The organism is Pedobacter sp. ISL-64 (assembly GCF_018613605.1).
Classification (GTDB): Bacteria; Bacteroidota; Bacteroidia; order Sphingobacteriales; family Sphingobacteriaceae; genus Pedobacter.
The window spans coordinates 169306-193293 of sequence record NZ_JAGGPU010000010.1 but is presented as its reverse complement, the minus strand read 5'-3'; the positions used below and the strand labels follow the sequence as shown (position 1 = coordinate 193293).

Below are 23988 nucleotides of genomic sequence, written 5' to 3'. Positions count from 1 at the left end.
GATGGGAAAGAAATTTAAAATATACAGACAGCTCGATCAGATGGATTGCGGCCCTACCTGTCTACGAATGATCGCCCAATATTACGGGAAACATTTTTCATTGAGTACACTTAGAGACTCCTCGCACCTCACCAGAGCAGGGGTATCTCTGAAAGGAATAAGTGAAGCTGCTGTAAAGGTGGGATTTAGGACGCTTGGCGCGAAATTGACCTTTGAACAACTCGACGAGGAGGCTGTTCTTCCTTGTATACTTCATTGGAATCAAAATCACTTTGTTGTGCTCCCACCCCAGGAATACGATAGGAACAAAAAGAACCGCAAGATACTGATCGCTGATCCTGCCCATGGAATGGTAAGTGTAACTAAAGAGGCTTTTCTCAAAAGTTGGCTTGCTGCGGGAAAAACGCAAGGTTACGTTTTGTTGATGGAACCATCACCTCTTTTTTATCAGCAGGAAGAAGAAACTCAGGGAAAAGATATAACTTTTTTCTTTCGTTATCTCCGGCCCTTTAAATCGTATATCTCGCAGTTGATAATAGGCATGATAATGGCGAGTTTATTATCGCTCATCGCTCCCTTCCTCACGCAAAGCCTTGTTGACTATGGAATTAATTTCAATAATCCCGGATTTGTCACTTTAATCCTTTTGGCGCAGCTATTGCTATTTGCGGGCAATACTGCAATCGAAATAATTCGTGGATGGCTTTTGCTACACATGAGCACCAGGGTCAATATCTCGATAATTTCGGATTTCCTCATAAAACTAATGAAACTTCCAATCAGATTCTTTGACACCAAAATGGTTGGAGATATTACACAAAGAATCTCAGATCATGTAAGAATTGAGCAATTTCTAACAGGAACGTCTCTCACCACGCTGTTTTCTCTAGTCAATCTACTTGTTTTTTCTATTGTACTCGGGATCTATAGTATTCAAATATTACTGGTCTTTATAGTCGGTTCTGTACTAGCAATAGCATGGATTTTTTTCTTTCTGAAAAGGCGCAGAGATTTAGATTACGCTCGATTTCAACGAATGAGCGATAATCAGAATAATCTTTTTGAGATCATAACTGGCATGCAGGAGATCAAAATGAACAATAGCGAAACAACCCATAGATGGGGTTGGGAAAGAACACAAGCAAAGTTGTTCAAGGTTAGTGTACAAAGTTTGGTTCTCGCTCAGTACCAAAGCGTGGGATTTACCTTTTTCACCCAGTTGAAAAATATTCTTGTATCATACATAGCAGCCCGGGAAGTTATAGATGGGAATATTTCACTGGGAATGATGTTAAGTATATCTTACATTACCGGGCAACTAAACTCACCTATTGCACAGCTCCTCTCTTTTTTTCAAACCGCACAGGATGCTAAAATTAGTGTAGAGCGTTTAGCAGAAATCCATAACAGAGCGGAAGAAGAGAAAGAGATAGAGTATGCTCCAAACGAAGAATTTTTTCTTTCTGATAATTCCCGAACAGACCAAAACGGTTCTATATCCTTAAAGGAAGTGTCATTTCAGTACGGAGGCCCAGATTCACCAAAGGTCTTGGACAGAATCAATCTGGAGATACCGTTCGGTAAAACAACTGCGATCGTCGGGGCTAGTGGAAGTGGAAAAACAACACTGATGAAACTTTTGCTGCGTTTCTATGAGCCTACAACTGGTGAGGTTCATCTTGGTGGCATCCCCCTTAACACTATCTCACCCAAGTGGTGGAGAGGAAACTGTGGAGTAGTAATGTCCGAAGGGTATATTTTTTCCAACACAATCATGCAAAATATTTCCGTTCAGGAGCAAACAGATAGAGAAAAACTCGCCTCAGCTATAAAAATCGCAAATATAGGGTCATTCATCAATGGTTTGCCAATGGGCCTGTCAACAAAAATTGGAAACACGGGCAATGGAATTAGCTCAGGGCAACGACAAAGGTTGCTGATTGCCCGGGCAGCATATAAAGATCCAAAGTTTCTTTTTCTGGATGAGGCAACCAGCACTCTTGATGCGAATAATGAAAGGACCATAATAGAGAATTTTGAAAATTTCTTTCATGGTAGAACCGTGTTGGTCATAGCACACAGACTCAGTACCGTAACTCATGCAGACAAGATTGTGGTAATGGAGCAAGGCCGGATTGTAGAACAGGGCACCCATGCTGAATTGACCGCAGCCAAAGGTAAATATTTTGAACTAGTAAAAAACCAGCTAGAGCTTGGAGAGTAAAAACAGCAAATCGTGTAACTTACATATTTATGCCAGAAGAAATTAATTTGTCAGAATTACATAGTGAAGAAATTGAAGATATAATTGGTCGCCGGCCGAGATGGATCGTCAGGCGCGGTAACTTGGTAACTTCACTGGTTATATTGATCGCACTTTTGGGTGCCTGGTTTATCAAGTATCCTGATACCATCTCTGCACCAGTATTGATCTCATCTACCACCCCCCCTTTAAAAATCTTTTCGAAGTCTTCTGGTAAAATTGAAATACTGATAAAAAACGGAGAAAATGTACGCCGTGGGCAACTCATCGGAATAATAGGAAATCCAGCAAATACAAGGGACATGTTTTTTCTAAAGTCATATGTGGCACATCTGGATAGTCTTGCCACCATTGATACCACAGGAATGTCGTTTTTCCTGAAAAAAAACATTCAGGTCGGCGAGGTACAGTCCGAATATGCCGAATTATTTTTTATTCTGTCTAAAACTTTCTTCCATCCACTTCAGGTATCAAAAGAGTCGATAAGGATTAAGTTATATGCTAAAAAAATTCAGGGATTAATTGCTGCATGGGAAGACAGATATACCTTACGCAGCCCAGTTACAGGAACCATTGTATCATTTAACAACATGAATAATAATCAGTATGTGGGAGCGCTGATCCCATTGTTTATAGTTATTCCCAAGTCACGCGGACATATTGTAAGAATGTCTGTCCCCACAAAGAAGTCAGGGAGATTAGCTGTGGGCCAGGATGTCCTTATTTTTCTCCAAGATTATCCATATCAGGAATTTGGAATGCTAAAAGCGCAGGTAGACGATATCAGCCCGGTTCCTATGGATACAGGTTATGTTGTTGATCTAAAATTAATAAATGGATTGATCACTACTAAGGGAAAGGAAGTTAAATCAAGATCCGAGATTGCGGGAACGGGCCAGGTTGTGATGGACAATAAAAGCATTTTAAACAGAATATTGGAAAAATTCTAGAAATTCCTGTATGTTATGGTTAGAAATTCGATAAAAATAGTTTTATATAGCTTTTTTAGTTTTACCAAGAAAGGTAAAGGTTCATTATTAAGGCACCTGAATATAATTTCCTCCAGGCATGGGATTTCCGTGACTGGTGTTTCGTTTATTACTTTTGGAATTTCATACATCCGATTAAGTTCAATAACGTGTGAAACAGCGGGATATGTTCTGGAACTCAGCTCGGTAAAAGTAAAATTCAATATACTAGACTGCGTTCGAAAAGGAATCATAAATGGCGTATCTGGTCTTAAGGTTGGCTCGGTTTCTCTTCAGAAAGCCCTCAAAAATGAGCCATTAACCTTCCAGCTCAAAAACCCCGGAAATACGGATGGCTACCTACAAAAAGTTTTCAGCAGCTATAGTAAGTTATCGAAAGTACTATTTAAAATGGCAATTCCGCTACAGATAGACCTTTTGTACCTTAAAAACTCAACTCAATCTGCCGTGAGGGATTTTCGTTTTGCGGAGGGTAATTTCAGTGGAGAAATTGGAAAAGACTTATTTACAGCATTTAATGGAACGATTGAAAATAAAAATAAGCTGGCGAAAATCCACATTGGCCCATGCAAGATTTTTGACTGTATTATAACAGAAGACCTGCTGATAAAATATGAAGAAATAAGTGTAGAGCAGACCGGTAAGCGAACGGTTAAAATCTCCATAGATACCGACGGACTTGAGTTTCAGTCTAATGTTCTTAACTCCTCCAAATTGCATATTGGAAGACTGGCAGCAATATTTCAGCTGGAAATAGGTCCTGAGAATTTTGACTTTGTAACCGTTCCGTTTGTTGAACTGTGGGGTGCTCCAATTGACTTAAAATTGTTTACGTTCAAGTCTATTTGGCCGGCAGTTGGAATGATTTTTTCTGCCGAGTTTCAACAAAGTTTTCTGGAGAAACTTTTTTCACATTTTAAAAACAAACCTTTTTTACTAAACGAAGCGTCAGCTTTCAGGGTCTCTATAGTCTGTAAATTTGATTTGCTTAATTACGCAATGATAAATTTCGATGCATCGATCAGTCCAGTGAATTTTACAGCAAGCAATATCGATTCAACCGTTGCAGAACGTTTTGATGAGCTTGCATATATTTTCAGAGATTCGTCCGGGAGATTCATTAAGAAGGATATGGGATATGATGAAACAGAATTGTTTATTCCCTTGATGGCAATCAGTCCTCAGCTGAAAGATGTTATAGTACTTTGTGAGGATCCAAGATTTTATAGCCATAAGGGTGTCGATACATACTTTCTTGGTCAAGCGATGGCGACCAACATCAAACATAAAAGAGTTGTTCGGGGAGGCAGTACAATAACAATGCAACTGGTCAAAAATATATTCTTAAATTCCCAGACCAACTTGATGCGAAAAGTTGAAGAAGCCTGCATCGCACTTGCTATTGAGAACATAGCTGGGATATCAAAGGATGTTATACTAGGTGCTTATCTGAATATTATAGAATTTGGACCTGGAATTTACGGCCTAAAAGCCGGGGCTCAGTATTACTTTTCCAAGCATCCGAAGGATCTTTTGCTTATAGAAATCATTATTCTTAGCTACATCATTCCGCGTCCGATCCACTTCCAGGAGGCACTTGTAGATAATTCCCCGCAATTGAAAGCCAACCTTTCCAAATACATTGAGGAAATGGAGGCAAAAATCCTGAAAAGGGGGATTGCTTCATTTGGAGAATTTACAGGGCAAAAAAAAATCAGATTTTCCGAACAGTTTGGTGAATTTGAGCTAAATACCCCTCCTAATTATGGTTAAGCAAGATAATATGAAAAACATCTACCTCACTTTTGATGATGGAATTCAGCCCGGGACTGCTGAAGTCGTGGAAATTTTAAGGAAAACCAAAGTCCGGGCTACATTCTTTCTTAATGCGATTAACACAATTTACACCTCGGATAAAGACTTAGACATGGTTACAGCCCTGTTCAAAGAAATCCAAACCGAGCATGTCGCTGGAAACCATGGCTTTTCTCATGCCCATGGATTTTACAGCAGTTTTTATAGTAAGGGATTACTTATAGATAACAATGGCAGCCGACGACAGGCAGGAGATGATTTCGATCATAATTACCATTTTTTTAGATGCTTTTCATCATCAGATTGCCTTTCGTTAAAACAATACGCCAGGCTTCCTGGCCGAAATACATGGAATATGCTATTACACAATGAGAAAAATAAACAAGCGGTACTAAAAAGAATTATAGACAGCGATTCAGCATCTGCAACATTGGATTTATCAAAACGCGGATATCACCTTTTTGGATGGGATGATGAATGGAGAATGGATTTTACCATTGCTCAAGAGTCTAGGGTTTCGATTGAAAAAAAAATATTGGAATCAAAAATAGATTTTACTGATTATCAGCAAATCTTTCCACCTGTAGATTTTGCCTCCGATAAAAACCTCATGAAGGATAGGCTAAAAGAGCCATGGACCGAAGTGGCAAGAAGAGTTCTTTCAAACCCAATTAGGGACATTGTACTTCTTTTGCATGATAGGGCTTTTCGGGCCTCACAGGGAAACAATGCTTTAAGCGATCTCGAAAGCCTAATAAAATATCTTAAATTTAAGGAAGTTAATTTTAAGGCGGTTGATGAATACCCGCTGGGGTATGCCATAATTGCCTAGTTTAGAGGATCTCAACCAACTTAAAAACAAGTTCACAGTTCTATAAAATCTATGAATTTTTTATTCCGCAATAATAAAAAAAGCTGCCCAAATGAGCAGCTCTAATCCATCTTAAAACAGATTTTCTATTTTGCTAAAACCATTGCGTTTTGCTCTGCTGCCATGATCGCTTCAGAAGCGTATGATGCTGATTTAAGACTGGCAAAGTCAGCTAATTTTACATTTTTCATGTTGCTGGCAATCATTGTACTTTGATCAGCAGTACCATTTAATTTTAATACCGCATCATCCTTAACGATTGTATATAAACTTCCTGCTGTTGTTTTAATTCTCGCTGTAGCACTTTGACCCAAAAATAACTGAAGGTATTTTAAATCAAAATTATTGCTGGTTACCACAACCGATTGGCCATAAGCTTCAATTCTTTCTAAATCTTTTACGGTAATATTCAGCGTTACCTGACTTGTTTCCAATGAATTGATAAATAAGGTTTGTCCATCAGTTGATACGGAGGTTTTTGCAGCGTCGTAGTTGCTCATGCCTTCTACATTTTGCTTTTCACCTTGTGTTAAGATGATCTTCACATTCCCGCTCACCCAGATCCTGTTGAATTTTGATAATGAAGAGGTTTTTGTTTCTGCTTTAACTGACTCAGCGGCAAAAGTTGCCATCGCTGATGAAGTAAATACTACTGCTGTTAATGCTGCTGCGAATAATGTTTTTGCCAAGGTTTTCATATCTTTTATATTTTAGGTTTTTGCTATTGTTTGTTATTAAGACGCAGCCATACACCAAACGTTGCAGGCAAAAACCCTGTATTATACCAGCGTTGGTAATCACTAGACCCAACGCCTGTAATTTCTAGACGAACCTTGCAGATGCTCTAGCCAGATTTACGCAAATCTAGCTATTCTGCTTGCCACAGAGATTATGTTTATGGCAAACATACCACCAGAGGAATTATTCGCGGTAGCGATGCCTACGCCATGAGATCGGTAAGAAGTGCCCATTTTCTTTATATCGAAAACCTAAATTACGATGGGGTTTTCAAGAACACAGTAACCAATGGTGCATTGTTTAAAACTTGGATGGAGAAAAATTCAACTTGGGCAAATACATATCAAAAGAGGCCAAAAGAAGAATTGTATGATGTAATCAAAGATCCATTTAATCTCCAAAACCTGATTGCAGATCCTAAGTTTAAAAAAATAAAAAGCGAACTTTCATCTAAACTGGCTACTTTTATGAAACAACAAAACGATAAAGGCCTGGCCACGGAGCTGGATGCCCTAAGCCGTCAGCCGAAACATCAACCAAAAGACTAATATGAAATATTTAAAGTTATTATTTGCCTTTTTCTTGCTTGCATTTAGCTATTCGGCTTTCCCTCAAAACAACAAACCAAACATCATTATTATTCTTGTTGATGATATGGGTTTTAGCGATGTAAGCACCTTCGGCGGAAATTTTGTGCCCACCCCCAACATAGATCGTTTGGCGAAAAATGGGTTAATGCTTAACCAATATTATAGTGGCGCACCAATCTGTTCGCCATCAAGAACTAGCTTGCTCACGGGTATGTACCCCGGAAGGTGGAATTTTAGTACTTATCTGGATAATAAAAAGCACAATAAAAATGCACAACAAGCAGATTACTTAAATCCCCAAGCGCCATCTATCGCCCGAATTTTCCAATCTGCCGGATATGCAACCGGTCATTTTGGTAAGTGGCACATGGGCGGAGGAAGAGATGTGAAGGATGCACCGGTTTTTGAGAAATATGGTTACGATGCCCACGCCAGTACTTACGAAAGTCCTCAGCCAGACCCACTGCTGACTGCTACAAATTGGATCTGGTCGGATAAAGACAGCATAAAGCGCTGGGACAGAACCAAATATTTTGTTGATAAAACACTCGAGTTTTTTAAAGAAAATAAAAATAAACCACGCCTTGTAAATCTTTGGCCAGATGATGTACATACGCCGTGGGTACCCAATGTTGGAGATGAATATATTGATAAGTTTCCTTTGGGACAAGAATCTGAGCAGGCCTTTAAACTAGTGCTGAAGGAACTTGATCAGCAGGTAGGAAGATTAATGGATGGTTTGAAAACAATGGGTGAAGACAAAAACACCATCATTATCTTCACCAGTGACAATGGCCCTTTACCGAGTTTTAAAGGGAGCCGGACTGGTGGTTTAAGAGGCACTAAACTTTCTTTATACGAGGGTGGCACCAGAATGCCATTTTTAATTAGTTGGCCAGGGCATATTCCTCAGGGAAAAATAGATGCGGGCTCGGAAGTAAATGCGATAGATTTATTGCCATCATTAGCCAGCATGGCAGGGGTAAAGTTACCTGCAAATTATCAGGGAGATGGGTTAGACCGGAGTAAGGTTTTCGCCGGAAAATCATCACTGAGGAAAAAAAACATGTTTTGGGAGTATGGCAGAAATGATATTGCCTTTAAATATCCTGCCAAACCCAATAGAAGTCCAAACCTGGCGGTGCGCGCTGGAGAATGGAAATTGCTTATGAATAGTGATGGCTCTGATGTACAGCTTTATAACATTGTGAAAGATAAAAATGAAACTACCGAGCTAAGCGCCAAACAGGTTAAAATAACCACTCAATTAAAAACCGAACTGCTTGCCTGGTGGGAATCTCTACCGAAACTCAAAAATTAATTAAAAGATATGAAATCATACCTGCAAGGTATCAGTTTTCGAATTAATTAATTTAAAAGTTCGGTGGTGAAGAAATAAAAGGTAAAGCTTTTGACCATACTGAAGTTATTGTTGAGAGACTTAATTATAGCATAAAAAAAGCCATTTGATTTAATCAAACGGCTTTATATTTTAATTACGGCAGGCAAACACTATCTAATTACGCTACCCTCTGAGAACTTTTCTACAGGTGCCACAAAAGTGAGTTTGCCATCGGCATTTTCGGCCATCAAAATCATGCCTTGCGATAAAATACCTTTGATCTCTCTAGGCGCCAGGTTAACAATTATACTTACCTGTTTACCAACAATATCTTCAGGTTTATAATATTCGGCTATGCCCGAAACCACTGTTCTTTCGTCGATACCGGTATTTACCGTTAATTTTAAAAGTTTTTTTGTTTTCTCTACTTTTTCGGCAGCAACAATGGTGGCTACACGGATATCCATTGCCGAGAAATCATCAAACTGGATATTCTCTTTTGCCGGAACAGCAACTATATTACTGGCTGCATTACTGGCCTTGCTTTGGTTTAGTTTCTCAATCTGGAAGTCGATCTCTGCATCTTCAATTTTATCAAACAAGAGCACAGCTTCGCCAATTTCGTGGCCACGTTTTAACAGGCTCACCGTACCTGCATCATCCCAATCATGACCGCCGTTTTGAAGCATCTTCATTAACTTTTCTGCTGTAAATGGCAAGAAAGGTTCAATCAGGATCTGAATATTGGCGGCGATTTGAAGCGCAATATTCAATATCGTTCTTACACGGTCTTCATCCGTTTTAATGAGTTTCCACGGCTCGGTTTCGGCCAGGTATTTATTTCCTAAACGGGCAACATTCATTACTTCTGATAAGGCCTCTCTAAAGCGATAATTCTCGATAGACGCAGAGATTTTAGCAGGGTATCCAGCCAGTTCATCAATAACAGCCTGATCTACATCCGTAATTTCCATGCAGGTTGGTACCGAACCACCAAAGTATTTATGTGTAAGCACCACTACCCGGTTTACAAAGTTACCCAGTATGGCCACCAATTCATTATTATTTCTCGCCTGAAAATCTTTCCAGGTAAAATCGTTATCCTTGGTCTCGGGAGCGGTTGCGGTTAATACATAACGCAATACATCTTGTTTACCTTCAAATTCTCTTAAATATTCGTTCAGCCAAACTGCCCAGTTCTTAGAAGTCGATATTTTTTGCCCTTCTAAGTTTAAAAATTCGTTTGCTGGCACATTATCAGCCAGGGTATATTCGCCATGCGCCATTAACATTGCAGGGAAAATAATGCAGTGGAAAACGATGTTATCTTTACCGATAAAGTGAACCAGTTTGGTTTCGTCGCTTTTCCAGTATTCTTCCCAACCGCATTTATCGTTTTCGTAACTGCTGATGTAATATTCTTCGGCTTTAGGATTCCAAACATCGAGCTTGGCATAGTTACAAAGCTCTTTGGTTGCAGAAATATATCCAATAGGGGCATCGAACCAAACATAAAGCACTTTACCTTCGGCATCGCGAAGCGGAACGCGAACACCCCAATCTAAATCTCTGGTCATGGCCCTAGGCTGTAAACCTGCATTTAACCAGCTTTGACATTGGCCGTACACATTTGGGCGCCATTCTTTATGGCTTTCGATATAGGTGCGTAAACGGTCTTCGTATTTATCTAGCGGCAGAAACCAGTTTTTAGTTTCTTTTAAAATTGGTTTATCACCAGATAGGGTCGATTTTGGATTGATTAAATCGGTCGCATTAAGCGTAGAGCCACAGTTTTCGCACTGATCGCCATAAGCATTTTCATTCCCGCATTTTGGGCAGGTACCGGTAATGTAACGATCGGCTAAAAATTGTTTTGCAGTGGCATCGTAATATTGCTCGGTAACCTCTTCGGTAAAAACACCTTTATCGTAAAGGGTTTCAAAGAAATCTGCAGCGGTTTGGTGATGGGTAAGCGATGAGGTACGGTGATAGATATCGAAAGATACGCCGAATTCTTTAAAAGAATCGCCAATAATCTTGTGGTACTTATCTACCACTTCTTGAGGCGTAATACCTTCTCTTTTGGCTTTTAAAGTAATGGGCACACCATTTTCGTCAGATCCACAGATGAACTTTACATCGCGTTTATTCGATCTTAAATAACGGGCATAAATATCTGCAGGGATGTAAACACCAGCCAGGTGCCCAATATGAACTGGTCCATTGGTATATGGAAGCGCTGCAGTTACGGTATATCTTTTAATTTTACTATTATCCAAAACAATTTTTATTAATTTGGCAAAGATAAGTGTTTTGAAGATGATTAAGCAGCCCCCGTATTTAAAAAAAGGAGATAAGATTGCCCTCGTATGTCCGGCAAAGAAATTACCCAAACCTATAGACCATGCCATAGCGCAATTAGAAAGCTGGGGTTTAGAGGTTATTGTGGGCGAAAGTGTATATGCCAGTCATCACCAGTTTGCAGGAACTGATGCGTTAAGAACCAAAGATATTCAGCGTTTTTTAGACGATCCATCTATAAAAGCGATTATTTCGGGCCGTGGCGGTTATGGTACCATCAGGATTATTGATGACCTTGACTTTACAGAATTTAACAAGAACCCTAAGTGGTTTGTAGGTTTCAGCGATATTACCATACTATTGTCGCACCTTATTGCGCAGTGTAATACACAGTGCATGCACGCGCAAATGCCCTATACCTTTGACGAATCTACCACAGAAGCTTTAATTTCTTTACAGCAGGCTTTATTTGGCGAAAAACAGGCCTATTCTTACCAGAGCGCCTTTGAAAATCGAGCAGGAGAGGCGACCGGGGTTTTGATTGGAGGCAATTTAACTTTGCTTACCATGTTACAGGGCTCGGTTTCGGAAATGGATTTTACAGATAAAATTCTCTTTTTGGAAGATGTTGGCGAGCAAGAATACAGTATAGACCGCATGTTGCGGATGCTGAAAAGGGCGGGTAAGCTAAAAGCCTTAAAGGGTTTGATTATTGGTGCCTTTAATGAAATAGAAGAAGAAAAGATTTCTTTCGGGCAAACGGCTGATGAGGTAATTTGGGATATTGTTAAAGACTATGATTTTCCAGTCTGCTTTAATTTTCCAACGGGACATATCGATAACAACCTCAGTATGGTTTTAGGAGCTGAGGTAAACTTAAAAGTAGAAACAAATAACGTTCAATTTAAATATTTATAGGATGGCAATTTTAGATAATTTAGGAAAATACCGCAATACCGGCTTGTTGCTGCTACGTATTGGTTTGGGCACAATGTTTATTATTCATGGTTTCCCGAAACTTGCAGGTGGCCCAAACGGTTGGACCGGACTGGGAGGAAGTATGAAAGTAATCGGCATAGACTTTTTACCTATATTTTGGGGTTTTATGGCCGCCGCTACCGAAACCTTTGGTGGTTTCCTGCTAATTGTAGGGTTGTTTTTCCGTCCGGCGCTAATTTTATTAATCTTTACGATGATTATAGCAGCATTGGTTCATTTCGGTAAAGGCGATGGCTTACAGGGTGCCAGCCACGCAATTGAATTGGGCATTGTATTTTTTGGATTGATCTTTATCGGCCCCGGGAAGTATAGTGTGGATAAGAAATAAACGGTTACTATATAAACAAGAAAGCCTAGCGAAGTAAATTCTTCGCTAGGCTTTCTTGTTAAAGAACAAATCTAATTCTGAACAATCAATTTATTGTTTTGAACCTCATTAGCCGATATTGGCCAAATATAGCCTGCAGTATTAAATGGAATTGCAGGAGCAGTACCTTGAGATCCACTTTTCGCCACGAAGCCAGCACCCAACCTCATTACATCTGGAGATCTAAAACCTTCCCCAAGCAATTCGATTCTTCTTTCGGTTAGGATAGTGTTTTTCAAATTAGCAGGCAATAAATCGGTTGCTGGAAATACATACCCTGGATTGGATCTTTGTCTAACTGCGTTTAATAGCGCAATAGATCTTACAGGATCAGTTACCACAGTAGCTTCTGCTAAGTTTAATAAAACCTCAGCATATCTAATTACAGGAATATAATCGGTATATGGAGACGGTCTCTTAAATTTAGTTAAATAAGTGTTAGCACCTGAAACTGTTGTTAAACTTTTTCTAGCATCAGTTGAAGCCGCTGCAAAAGCGGCATTTCCAAAAATCCCGGTAGGGTTTAAGAAAAACTCTTCATTACCACCTGCTCCATTCGGCGTAACATTATAATAGTATGCCAATTGGTTTTGTGTACCAGGAGCATCAAGATCGGCCATCGGAAGACTTAAAACAGCCTCTGCTCCTACATAAGTTCCCCCAAATACTGTTGCGATATTTGCTTCTAATTTATAAGTGGCACCGGTTGTAGCTTGAAATGGAGCTGTTGCGCTAACAATCTTATTTGCTTCAGTTACTACAGCAGGCAAATTGCCCATTGAGAGATACACCCGGGTTTTAAAAGCAATTGCGGTATTTCTAGATGCCCTGGTAGGACCAACTAGCGAAACAGCTAAATCTGGTTCAGCTTCGTTTAGGTCTTTTAAAATTTGCGTATAAACTTCTGCTACTGTACTCCTTTTTAAATCGTTACCTGTTAAATCCTTTTCGCCTTTAAGTCTAAGCGGCACACCTAAACTAGCACCGTTGTCGGTTATATAAGGTTTCGCATATAATTGCAATAGGCTATAATAACATAAGGCACGCAAAAATTTGGCTTCTGCAACATATTGTTTCGCTACTGCGGGGGTAAGTAAAGATGCGTTGGCATTTACACCTTCGATAACCAGATTAGCCCTGTTTACTGCAGCATAAACTGCACCCCATAAATTGACAACCTCATTGGTGTTCGAAGTTAAATTGAACCTCCAGGTATCTAAACCTGTTACCCCATTCGGTTTGTTTACAACAAAGTCCTCTCCACGGATATCGTTATAGATTAAATACCTTCCACCATAAAACTGACCATTTTTCACGCCTGCATATACACCATTTACCTGAGACAAAATTCTTGAAGGATTTGAAAAGGCATCTTCGATAGGCAAGGATGTATCGGGTGCGGCATTTAAGAAATCCTTTTTACACGATGTTGCGAAGAAAAATGGTGCGACAAGAAAAAGATATTTTACTTTATTATTTATTTTAATTTTCATGATCTCTAATTTTTAAAATCCAACATTAATACCAAAAGTAAATGTTCTGCCTGATGGCACAGAGTTTCTATCTACACCGGGAGCAAGGTTACCACTATTTCCAGTTGCTGTAGAGTTTCCGTTTACAGAAACCTCTGGATCTGGTCCTGGATAATCTGATATAATCCAAAGGTTGCTAGATTGTGCATATACCCTGATGTTCGAAACACCATATTTACTTAAAAGTGTTTTTGGTAGTGTATAACCCAAAGCTAAATTTCGAACTTTTAAGAAATTACCAGAGAAAACATTTTGAGATTGTGCAAAAGCCGATCCATTTGAAGTATTATCTCCATAAACCAAACGAGGAATATCTGTTACTTGTCCGGGGGTAGTCCACCTGTTCAATACACCAGCTTCATTGTTCCAAAAACGTTGATCGCGAAGACCTGCTAATGATCCGTAATAAATTTTATTACCGCCAGAGAAAGTTAAACCCAATGTAAGGTCGAAGTTTTTATAACGGAAATTATTATCAAGACCGCCAAACCATTTCGGAATTGATGGTCCGTCAATTATAGCATCAAGCGCGGCATCAATTGCAGGCGCATTTTGGCCTGCTTTTGGTCCATCAAGGTATTGATAACGGGCAGCTGTTGCTCTTTGAAAACTGAATCTCAATTTCTCACCATTTCTATTGATAAAAATTCGTTCACCTGTTGCCGGATCAACTCCAGCTGTTTGTACGGTATAAATTGATCCGATTGGATAACCTACACGGGTAATGTTTGCCGTTTCTAAAGAAGTGGCACCAAAAAGATCTGCATTGTTATTACCTAAGGCGGTAACTTCATTTTTTAGTGTACTAAAGGTAAAAGTGCTTGACCATGTAAAATCATCAGTATCGATATTCCTTGAATTTACAGTAAATTCGAACCCTTTATTATACATCTTACCAACATTTGTTGTAATGGCATTACCTGGGACACCTTTTGAAGGCGCTTGAGGAGCATTTTGAACAAGATTATCAATATTATTATGATAATAATCAACTTCTAATGAGAACCTACCATCCAAAAACTCTAAATTAACACCAACATCGGCCTTTTTACTGGTTTCCCATCGAAGATCCGGATTACCTGCCTGAGAGAATGATAATGCTGCATCAGATCCGTATAAACCTGGATTATACAAAAATAGAGAAGGGTAATTACCGATATTAATATTACCAACCTCGCCGTAACTACCACGTAGTTTAATACGGGTTAATACTTTGCTTAAGCCTGAGTTTTTATAGAAACCTTCTTCTGAGATTGCCCAACCTGCTGATGCACCTCCAAAGTTACCATACTTATTACCTGCTGATAAACCAGAATAACCATCTCTTCTGAATGAGCCTGATAAGTAATATTTTTTCTTATAGTCGTAACTTAAACTTCCAAAGTAAGACCGGAATGAATTATCGCCCTGTACTAATCCCGACGGGGTAATAATACCAAAGGCTCCCTGGTATACTTTAATAAAAGGATCAATTACGTTTTGTCTGGTGGCGCCATAACCATCCGATCTTGTTTGTTGATCTTCAGCACCAATTAAAGCACCTAAACTATGGTCGCCAAAGGTATTTGCATAGTTTAGGGTATTAGACCAGTTCCACCTTGAATTCTTAACAAAACTACTGGTAGCACCACCGTTATAGGCAACACCATCGCCCTGTAAACGGTTCACAAAAGCGTTATTGTCAATCTTTAAGTTATCTAATCCATAAGTGGTTTTAAAGCTCAATCCTTTAACCAATTGAATAGAGGCATAAACATTAGCAATAATCCGATCACTTTCTGATGTATTTTTATCCTCATTTACCAGAACGGCTGCATTTGGATAATTCGAAGCGATTGTGTTTGCGCCTAAACCAACAGCAGATCCGTTCACGTTATAAGATCCATCTTCATTATAAGCGGCAACGTTAGGGGGCAACACAATAGCTAACCTACCCAAACCTACTGTTGAAAAGGTTTGTCCAGGAAGCGAACCTGTGTTTGGAGCACGGTTCATCGTATTGCTATAAGAAAAATTAGTTCCGATAGTTACATTCTTAAATAACTTATGATCTAAATTTACCCTGCCATTTTTTCTTTCAAACGAATTCCCCAAAATAAAGCCTTCCTGATTGCTATAACCAAGGGATACATAATAAGATGTTTTTTCATTTGCTCCAGAAAAGTTTAAAGCATGGTTTTGAGATGTTGCTGTTCTATAGGCATAATCATACCAATTGGTTTCTACCTGCGATCCATCTGATCTGGTTTGTAGAAAAAATGCTGGTGCAAGGCCTATATTCGTTCTAGACTCATTTTTGATCTGAACGTACTCTGCAGCGTTCAATAAAGGAGTGAGGTTTTGAGCTTTAGTAGAGCCCACCCATCCTTCATAGTTAATTTTAGTACTGCCTTGCTTTCCTTTCTTTGTAGTAATTACAACAACACCATTTGCTGCCCTAGAACCATAAATTGCAGATGAAGCCGCATCTTTTAGGATATCTATTGATTCGATATCAGCAGGGTTGATGTCGCCCAATGCATTACCTGCAGCACTGTTAGCCGATTGATCGCCTGTAAATACAGGTATACCATCAACGATAATTAATGGGTAAGAACTTAAAGAGATAGAGTTAAAACCACGCACCCTGAAAACAGGAGGGTTATTTAAAACGCCGTTTGGCTGAATGATGTTTACGCCTGCTGCTTTACCGGCAAGTGCCTGCTCAAAACTCTGAACTGGTTGATTTTTAAGCTTTTCTCCACTTACACTTGCTATTGACCCGGTAACATCTCTTTTTGATTGTGTGGTATAACCTGTTACTACGACATCAGATAATGTTTTAGAATCGCTTTTTAACTGTACGTTAATCACATTACTACCGCCAATAGCTTTTGTCTGGCTTAAGAAACCAATATAAGAGAATTCTAGTGCGGTTGCTTGGTTGTTGACTTTAAGGGAATACCTACCATCTGCACCTGAAGTGGTTCCACCTGATGCACCCTTGATTTTAACACTTACGCCAGGGAGGGGTAATCCATCTTCACTGGCCGTAACTGTTCCTGTGATTGTTCGATCTTGCGCTATTGCTGAGGTGGCAATAAATAGCAATATGAACAAACTTTGTAGAAGTTTTTTCATAAAAAAATAATTTAGTTTAGTTAATAATAATGCAATATATGATTTAGTATTTTGTAATGCAAATTTTACATCACCAAAAGCCACACTCCTTAATCAGGAATAAAATACTCAAAATGAGCTAATTATGAATCGATAAAATCCAAAAATAGATTCCCTATTTTATCTTAATGTTAAATTAGAATAATGCATTAAAGCCACCTTACTTATCTGATTTAATAAGGCTGCTTTTTATTCTGATTGACAATTATTGTGGTGGTTAGAATTTTCTCGCATTAAACTTTTAGAGTAAAAAGTGAGTCATCATTTAAAGCAGGGGGTACTTTTGTGTCCGTATGGCTCTGGATCATTGCAAATGACGCAAAAAATAGCAACAAAAACGGATCTTGCAAGGGTTTTTTCATGAAATTTAATTTAGTTTGGTTAATAATTAATCCAAAATAACATTTAAAACTCTATAACACAAACAATAAATAGAAAAAAGATACAAATCAAGAATAAAGCAAAGAAAAAAGACTACTAATCTTACAAAAACAAAACTAATTTTAGAATATCGATAAAACAATAGCAAAACAAACAAAAAAGCTATCTGAATCATCAAAAAGCAAAAAAAACACTAACGAAAAGTTATTTTATACACCATATTGCATACACAAAGCTTATTTTTAGTGAAATAAAACAGACGAAAAATATCACCCTATTGACAAAAACATAAGGTATAGTGAATGTCCATAAAAAAAGGGCTGCCTATCTAGACAGCCCTCAAGAATCTTAAGATTTTGATTTATGGGTTTTGAGCGCTCTGTGGAATGAGGGGATTTGCATTCAACTCATCACGAGGAATTAAGAACAAAAATTTAACATCGCCCGCAGGAATAGTTAAAAGATTTGCTACTGATGTACCTACATAGTTAGGAACATTTGCAGCAGTTCTATCTAAAGGTAAATTTAAACGTTTTAGGTCCAAATATCTGAAACCTTCACCCCAAAGTTCTACTCTGCGATTAATCATGATTTCATCAATCAACGCAGTTCCGATTTTAACCGTTTTAACTGCGGTTAGATCTCTTACTTTAACCAAATCAAACAATGCAGTTTGCGCAAGTAGATCCTGACCGCTACGTGCATATGCTTCTGCTAAAATCAAATGCATTTCTGCACTTCTCATCCAAGGTGTATCTCCTAAAGAAGGGTCGCCAACCGTTTTTACAGAAAACTTTCTGCTCATATATGCACGACGTGTAAATGCTGCTGTAGGAAGTGGAAAGTTAGCCGCTGTAGGAGCTGGTTCCCATAATTTTCTTCTTACATCATTAACAGGTATTTGATTGTATAAATTTGAATTAATCATTTTTGGTGTACCACGCATGTAAGTGGTATTTGCGTTATAAGCAATTTGACCATAAAAGGATCCAAATGTATCTCCTTGCTCAGTAGTAGGCATTGCACACCACATGAATTCAGATAACGCATTATTATTAAAACCACTTACATAATCTGATTGGCTCATTAATGGATATTTACCACCATCAATCACATCTTTTGCAAATTTAATTGCGTTCGGATAATCTTGCATGGTTAAAGCAACTCTTGCCCTTAAACCTCTTGCCACCCAAACATCAGCATGTGTTTTGTTTGTCTTAGTGGTAGAATTTAAAGCAATTGCCTTATCCAAATCAGCTACTATCTGAGTGTAGACATCTTCTACCGTAGCACGCGGCTTTATAATGTCGGCTGTGGTTAATACCAATGGAACGCCCAATTGAACATTCGGTTTTGCTGCAGCATTATATCTTGTTCCGTAAAATTGCACTAAATACGAATATGCATAGGCTCTAATAGTTAAAGCTTCTGCTTTCAATCTAATTTTTTCCGACTCTAATCCTGTTACGCTTGGTAAATCTATGTTATCAAGCACATAGTTAGCGTTGTTAATCATACGGTAAAAGGTACGGTAATAGTATAGGTTACTCGGATGCGTATCAGTTCGTGGCGACACATAGTTGCCCTCACCAGTTGAAGTGAACCATGTAGCTGCTGCCTGATGCAAATCCTCTCCCATAAAATCAATACCCAACAGGATACCACCAACACCTGGTTTACCTTGTGCGTTTGAGGTGGTGGTTGTAGTTCTGGTATTCATATAAGCATAAATACCACTGACTACAGCATTTGCATTTGTTGTTGAAGTGAACACCTCTTCCAAAGCAATCTGATCGGTTGGCTTGGTTTCAAGGTATTCCTTTTTACAGCCGGGAGCGATTAAAGCTACCACTAAGCTGGTTAATATTAAAAGCTTTTTCATATCTCTTTCTACGCTATTTTTTAAGATTATAAGGTTAAATTAATACCCAAACTAAAGTTTCTGCTTTGAGGATAGGTATTACCATTTACACCGTCAAAAGATTCAGAAGGATTTAATCCTTTTCTTTTTGAATGAAGGTATAAGTTTTCGCCTGTTGCAAAAATACGGGCACTAGGCACCTTAATTTTGTTTAACCAAGCTTTAGGCAAATTATACGATAAGTTAATATTACGTAAGCTCCAATAAGAAGCATCAATTAACCACCTGTTGGATGTTGCGTTAGTATTTGCAGTAGCTCCAAAATCAGCTCTTGGTGTATTGGAAGTATTATTTGCTGGAGTCCAAGAATTTAAGATATCTTGATGTAATGCACCGCCATAAGAACCTGTACTCATTAAGCCTTGATAAACAGAATCATAAGCTTTGCCACCAACCTGGTAATTTACCATAAATGATAACGATAGGTCTTTGTAACTGAATGTATTTACAAACGAGCCCATCAAATCTGGAATTGCCGAACCTGAATAATCAAATTTTGCAAATGATTGATTGGTTACGTATTGTACACCATTCACCGTACGAATGTTGGCAGCAAGAGTTCCATCAGCAGGTACATACAATGCGGCGCCATCATTTGGATCAACACCGGCGTATTGTCTTAACCAGTAATCATAGATTCCATGCCCTACCTCTCGTTTTTTAGTTCCACTGATAATTGTTGGGGTTTCTGGAGGAAGCTTAGTAATCTTGTTCTTAAAAATACTCCAGTTGGTAATTAACCCCCAGGTAAAATTCTGTTCGCGAATAATGTCGCCGCCCAGCTGAAGCTCAACACCTCTGTTATACATGGCACCAATGTTACGATAAACACTGGTAACCGCTGCAGATAATGGCTGCGGAACACTGAAAATTAAATCATCTACTTGTTTGTTGTAGTATTCTAATTCACCATATAATCTTCTCCCAAAAAACGCAAATGAAATTCCTGTATTTAGCGTGTTTTGTTTTTCCCAGGTTAAATCAGGTGTAGCAATAGATGCCAATAAAACACCACCTTCAGTATTACTATTCGAACCTAGATCAAAAAAGGCTCTATCTCCGTAATACCTGTTATTTCCACTACCATCAAGCAAGGCATTATTACCCACTTGACCGTATGAAACTTTTAGTCTTAAATCATCTAACCAGCTTACATCTTTTAAGAAGTTTTCTTTTTTAATGGCCCAAGTAGCTCCTGCTGAGAAAAATGTTCCCCATCTTTGTTCTGCAGAAAATCTTGAAGAACCATCGCGTCTTAACGACGCATCAATGAAATATTTATCATCATAATTGTAGCTAGCTTTAGATAAATAAGACTCAATACGGTCGTTATCCTCTCTACCATATGAACTAGTTGATGTAACAAAATTTGCAAACTCTGTGTTACCACGAGCAACCATATTTGTTCTCTCAGCCTGGAATATTCTATATTTAAAATAATAGTTTTCGTGGCCTGCTAGTACTGAAATCGTGTGTTTTCCAATCGTTTTGTTATAATTTAAGATTTGGTTAAACGTATATGATTTAGTAACGGCATTACTTTGGAACTTGTAACCGTTCGAGCCTGCACCATCACCAACGATTGGATTTTGGAACTGATCAACATTATTGTTTCTCAAATCCATGCTAATTGTTGGTGTAAAAGTAAAATCTTTCAAGAACCTCACCTCAATATAACTTCTTGCACTTAACTGGCTTCTTCTATAAGCATTATCATTAAGCATAGTTTCATAAACAACGTTTCGACCCGGTGAAGCTCCTGCCGGGCGGTTCACAGCTCCTGGATGAATACCATAGTCATACCATTGTTCACCTGTTAAAGTATTAGCTATTGGCTCTCCAGCTGCATTAAAGGCATGTACTGGATAAATTGGGCCAATTCCTCTTGCAAATGAAAACGGATTGACAAAACTTGAACCGTTTCCTGTAGAAGCATCACTTGCAGTATTTGCATCAGACATTGCACCTGATAAATTCAAACCTGTTTTTAACCATGATCTAAGTTTAGTATTTACATTCACACGTGCGTTAAAACGTTCGAAGTCTGATTTCAGAATGAAGCCACTATCCTTTAAATAGCCTAATGACACGAAGTAATCTGTTTTATCGCTTCTTCCTCCTGTGCTAACATTTGCATCTGTTCTTTTTCCTGTGCGCTCTAAAGGTGCATACCAGTTAAAATCGTTATATAATAAAGATGCATTGGGATTAAGTTTACCATCAGTACCTACAACTTGACCTCCAGGAACATTGAATGGGTTATAAACTAAGTTTGTAAACACATCTGCCGACGCTTTTGTTGCCGCAGCAGCATCTGTTAGCGCTGGAGAAGCTGAAAACATTAAGTTATTCTTAATCGCTTGCCAAACCGCTGGATAGTATTGAGCAGCATCTAAACGCTCATACTCAGGAATTCCACGGGTAGACCATCCTTGATTAAAATTAACATTGATTGATGGCTCTGCACCTTTTCCTTTTTTAGTAGTAACTATAATTACGCCGTTAGCTCCTCTTGAACCGTACAAAGCTGATGATGATGCATCCTTTAAAACAGAAATACTCTCAACATCATTTTGATTAATATCGCCGACACTACCATCATACACCGCACCATCTAAAACGATAAGCGGGCTATTTGACGATGAGTATGAGCCAAAACCACGAATACGAATAGCTGAATTATTACCTGGCTGCCCATTAGAAGCTAATACCGAAATGCCTGGGGCTGCACCTTGTAATGAGGCTGTAATATTAGTTACAGTTCTTTTTTCCAAATCTTTTGCGCTAATACTAGAAACCGAACCTGTAATAGATTCTTTTTTCTGCGTACCATAAGCCACCACCACAACATCAGCAAGACTCTTCGAATCAGAAGCTAATCCTACGTTCAGGGTGTTGGATGAAGGAACATTGACTGTTTTGCTTGTAAATCCAATGTATGAAAATTGGATTGCTGTGACTGCAGAACCGACTCTTAGAGAGTATTTTCCGTCAGCGCCCGTTACTGCTACTGCCTGCGAACCGATGGCTCTAACACTTACACCTGGTAGGGGAATATTATCCTCAGCAGATGTTACTGTTCCAGTAATTGTTCGTTCTTGTGCCAATGCATTAAAAGCAACAAACATCAATAGGAACAAACTTTGTAAAAGTTTTTTCATGAAATTTAAGTTAGTTATTGAAATAGTTATTTGAATTCCTAAATATACTGGTGTTTGTTAATAGTTTAACAAATTTTAACAAAACCAACCCTCATAATGACGCTATTTTGACAATGATCCTGTCTGATTAAAAAGGCGGATTTGGGGAGTTTTTCCACAAAAGGTAGAATTTTGTGGGCGCCTACGGTCATATTTTAACCCCAGATAAGTGAAAAATAATGTTTAGAGGTCATAAACCGCGCTGTGTGAGTATAAAAAAACTGTGCCAAAAATCAGCCACTTACTAAACGATTGTTCCTCTATTGTTACAAACACTATTGAAAGCACTAATGCGGTTGTAATTGTACTGATGCTGGAATAGCTATTGGATCGGATTAAATTACTTAATGCGGACTGGTTTATGATACCTATTGTAATTATTCTATAAGCATGGTTAATCAGTAAAATTAACTGAGACTATGTAGGCAGACAATAAAGGATAGCTATGGTGGACTACAAAGAGAAAAAGAGTAGAGGAAATACCTATCTTCAAAAATGATATCGCCTTGGCTATTAGGTTTATCTCATCATAACCGAAGTGCTTAAAGAGTCATGACTTCAACCAACCAGCATCATTATAGTTGGATTTGTTCCAATCAATCTGTTTTAAAACATGCCCTTCTTAAATTTGCTCATAAGAATAGCCCGGCATGAAGGAGAGGGGCTATATGATGGAATAGAAGTTTTTTTAAACTTTCTTTTATACGCGAAACTTGGGCAGCAATAAATTAATTGGCTTTTATAACCTTAAGAACAGCACAAAATTATTCATTTTGGATTGTAGTGCCTTATTGATGTAATTGGGTTGAATAAAAACTAAACACTTTAATCAGATCTTCTTCTTTCTTTAAATTCAATTTATTTTCTTTAATATATTCAAGTAAAGGGGTGGCACTTTCACCAAAAGCCGCCATAATTGATTTATTATCCGCATTAAATTCAAATAGCTTATTTGCGGTATAATAGTAATATTTGGTTCTTTCAATAATTGATTTTGTAGTTGTTGCTGAGTTATATTCTCTATATTCTTCTACCCTTTTAGCATTCTTTTTAGCTAATTTTAATTGTCCATTGTATAAGACTTCATAATAACTTAATTCAGTAGAGCCCCTAAAAGGCTCGAATCCGTTTCTGAATAACGATGATTTTGCTAAGCCATTAACCACATAATCAATTTTAAATTCGGTTACAGGAACGGCAAAACCAAGCTCCTGCCCCTTAGCATCTTTAAATATCAATTCATCCTGGAGCTGGTCATATTTCAGATCGATATCCTTAATGCTTTGTCCGTTTGATTGTTTAATTATTCCTTTACTCCAAGTATTTACAAAATATGGCGATCCCTTGAGGTCAACATAGCTTCTGGACCTAAGTGGCATTCCGATTGACTCTTTTAATCTAAAAAACTCTTGAGCATCTACAATACTGATTGATAAGAAGGTTATAAAAATCAGCGCTTTAATAAATCTTTTCATAAATATATGGTTTAATAAAAAAGGAGCTTTATTAATAAAGCTCCT

At 38.3% G+C, this 23988-nt stretch carries 15 protein-coding genes; 8 read left to right on the top strand and 7 right to left on the bottom strand.

Annotated elements, in window-relative coordinates; genetic code table 11:
- Position 1: 1 nt before the first annotated feature.
- The 4 genes from J7E57_RS14970 to J7E57_RS14955 are packed head-to-tail and all read left to right on the top strand — an operon-like array spanning position 2 to position 5899.
- Entirely contained in the window at positions 2 to 2224 is a 2223-nt protein-coding gene (locus tag J7E57_RS14970; RefSeq protein WP_215165428.1) for a peptidase domain-containing ABC transporter, read from the top strand.
- 29 nt (positions 2225 to 2253) lie between these two features.
- Positions 2254 to 3213, top strand: a complete 960-nt coding sequence (locus J7E57_RS14965; RefSeq protein WP_215165426.1) for an HlyD family efflux transporter periplasmic adaptor subunit — start codon at positions 2254 to 2256, stop codon at positions 3211 to 3213.
- Positions 3214 to 3228: 15 nt separating this feature from the next.
- Positions 3229 to 5025, top strand: a complete 1797-nt coding sequence (locus J7E57_RS14960) for a biosynthetic peptidoglycan transglycosylase (protein ID WP_215165424.1) — start codon at positions 3229 to 3231, stop codon at positions 5023 to 5025.
- A gap of 10 nt (positions 5026 to 5035) precedes the next feature.
- Positions 5036 to 5899, top strand: coding sequence for a polysaccharide deacetylase family protein (locus tag J7E57_RS14955; RefSeq protein WP_215165422.1), 864 nt, complete (start codon positions 5036 to 5038; stop codon positions 5897 to 5899).
- A gap of 125 nt (positions 5900 to 6024) precedes the next feature.
- Here J7E57_RS14955 and J7E57_RS14950 read toward each other — a convergent pair whose 3' ends face one another.
- Positions 6025 to 6636, bottom strand: a complete 612-nt coding sequence (locus J7E57_RS14950) for a GIN domain-containing protein (RefSeq protein ID WP_215165420.1) — start codon at positions 6634 to 6636, stop codon at positions 6025 to 6027.
- Positions 6637 to 6885: 249 nt separating this feature from the next.
- Between J7E57_RS14950 and J7E57_RS14945 the strand changes: the two genes are divergently transcribed.
- Both J7E57_RS14945 and J7E57_RS14940 read left to right on the top strand, forming a co-directional pair.
- A complete protein-coding gene (locus J7E57_RS14945; RefSeq protein ID WP_215165418.1) occupies positions 6886 to 7224 on the top strand; it encodes a DUF4976 domain-containing protein in 339 nt (112 codons plus the stop codon).
- A gap of 1 nt (position 7225) precedes the next feature.
- A complete protein-coding gene (locus J7E57_RS14940) occupies positions 7226 to 8587 on the top strand; it encodes a sulfatase-like hydrolase/transferase (RefSeq protein ID WP_215165416.1) in 1362 nt (453 codons plus the stop codon).
- A 191-nt stretch (positions 8588 to 8778) separates the two neighbouring features.
- On the opposite strand, the gene metG is transcribed toward J7E57_RS14940, so the two are convergent.
- Positions 8779 to 10887 carry a methionine--tRNA ligase gene (gene metG / locus J7E57_RS14935; protein WP_215165414.1) on the bottom strand — a complete coding sequence of 703 codons (2109 nt, stop codon included), beginning with the start codon at positions 10885 to 10887 and terminating at the stop codon, positions 8779 to 8781.
- Positions 10888 to 10927: 40 nt separating this feature from the next.
- Between metG and J7E57_RS14930 the strand changes: the two genes are divergently transcribed.
- Both J7E57_RS14930 and J7E57_RS14925 read left to right on the top strand, forming a co-directional pair.
- Complete coding sequence (locus J7E57_RS14930) at positions 10928 to 11827, top strand: LD-carboxypeptidase (protein WP_215165406.1); 900 nt, start codon at positions 10928 to 10930, stop codon at positions 11825 to 11827.
- Between the two features lies 1 nt (position 11828).
- On the top strand, positions 11829 to 12236 hold the full coding sequence (locus J7E57_RS14925; protein WP_215165400.1) for a DoxX family protein: 408 nt from the start codon (positions 11829 to 11831) through the stop codon (positions 12234 to 12236).
- Positions 12237 to 12307: 71 nt separating this feature from the next.
- Here J7E57_RS14925 and J7E57_RS14920 read toward each other — a convergent pair whose 3' ends face one another.
- The 5 genes from J7E57_RS14920 to J7E57_RS14900 form a co-directional block, all read right to left on the bottom strand.
- The gene (locus J7E57_RS14920; protein WP_215165398.1) at positions 12308 to 13768 is read right to left on the bottom strand and encodes a RagB/SusD family nutrient uptake outer membrane protein; all 1461 of its coding nucleotides are present in this window, start codon (positions 13766 to 13768) and stop codon (positions 12308 to 12310) included.
- Between the two features lie 12 nt (positions 13769 to 13780).
- Positions 13781 to 16927: a SusC/RagA family TonB-linked outer membrane protein gene (locus J7E57_RS14915; protein ID WP_215165396.1), complete on the bottom strand. Its 3147-nt coding sequence runs from the start codon at positions 16925 to 16927 to the stop codon at positions 13781 to 13783.
- Between the two features lie 781 nt (positions 16928 to 17708).
- The gene (locus J7E57_RS14910; protein WP_215165394.1) at positions 17709 to 19229 is read right to left on the bottom strand and encodes a RagB/SusD family nutrient uptake outer membrane protein; all 1521 of its coding nucleotides are present in this window, start codon (positions 19227 to 19229) and stop codon (positions 17709 to 17711) included.
- Between the two features lie 26 nt (positions 19230 to 19255).
- The gene (locus J7E57_RS14905) at positions 19256 to 22429 is read right to left on the bottom strand and encodes a SusC/RagA family TonB-linked outer membrane protein (RefSeq protein ID WP_215165392.1); all 3174 of its coding nucleotides are present in this window, start codon (positions 22427 to 22429) and stop codon (positions 19256 to 19258) included.
- A gap of 827 nt (positions 22430 to 23256) precedes the next feature.
- The gene (locus tag J7E57_RS14900) at positions 23257 to 23943 is read right to left on the bottom strand and encodes a hypothetical protein (protein WP_215165390.1); all 687 of its coding nucleotides are present in this window, start codon (positions 23941 to 23943) and stop codon (positions 23257 to 23259) included.
- Positions 23944 to 23988 lie beyond the last annotated feature (45 nt).

Excerpts from the sequence above, each read along its gene's own strand:
- J7E57_RS14970 (WP_215165428.1), top strand. The coding sequence starts at position 2 with ATGGGAAAGAAATTTAAAATATACAGACAGCTCGATCAGATGGATTGC.
- J7E57_RS14965 (WP_215165426.1), top strand. The coding sequence starts at position 2,254 with ATGCCAGAAGAAATTAATTTGTCAGAATTACATAGTGAAGAAATTGAA.
- J7E57_RS14960 (WP_215165424.1), top strand. The coding sequence starts at position 3,229 with ATGGTTAGAAATTCGATAAAAATAGTTTTATATAGCTTTTTTAGTTTT.
- J7E57_RS14955 (WP_215165422.1), top strand. The coding sequence starts at position 5,036 with ATGAAAAACATCTACCTCACTTTTGATGATGGAATTCAGCCCGGGACT.
- J7E57_RS14950 (WP_215165420.1), bottom strand. The coding sequence starts at position 6,636 with ATGAAAACCTTGGCAAAAACATTATTCGCAGCAGCATTAACAGCAGTA.
- J7E57_RS14945 (WP_215165418.1), top strand. The coding sequence starts at position 6,886 with ATGAGATCGGTAAGAAGTGCCCATTTTCTTTATATCGAAAACCTAAAT.
- J7E57_RS14940 (WP_215165416.1), top strand. The coding sequence starts at position 7,226 with ATGAAATATTTAAAGTTATTATTTGCCTTTTTCTTGCTTGCATTTAGC.
- J7E57_RS14930 (WP_215165406.1), top strand. The coding sequence starts at position 10,928 with ATGATTAAGCAGCCCCCGTATTTAAAAAAAGGAGATAAGATTGCCCTC.
- J7E57_RS14925 (WP_215165400.1), top strand. The coding sequence starts at position 11,829 with ATGGCAATTTTAGATAATTTAGGAAAATACCGCAATACCGGCTTGTTG.
- J7E57_RS14920 (WP_215165398.1), bottom strand. The coding sequence starts at position 13,768 with ATGAAAATTAAAATAAATAATAAAGTAAAATATCTTTTTCTTGTCGCA.
- J7E57_RS14915 (WP_215165396.1), bottom strand. The coding sequence starts at position 16,927 with ATGAAAAAACTTCTACAAAGTTTGTTCATATTGCTATTTATTGCCACC.
- J7E57_RS14910 (WP_215165394.1), bottom strand. The coding sequence starts at position 19,229 with ATGAAAAAGCTTTTAATATTAACCAGCTTAGTGGTAGCTTTAATCGCT.
- J7E57_RS14905 (WP_215165392.1), bottom strand. The coding sequence starts at position 22,429 with ATGAAAAAACTTTTACAAAGTTTGTTCCTATTGATGTTTGTTGCTTTT.
- J7E57_RS14900 (WP_215165390.1), bottom strand. The coding sequence starts at position 23,943 with ATGAAAAGATTTATTAAAGCGCTGATTTTTATAACCTTCTTATCAATC.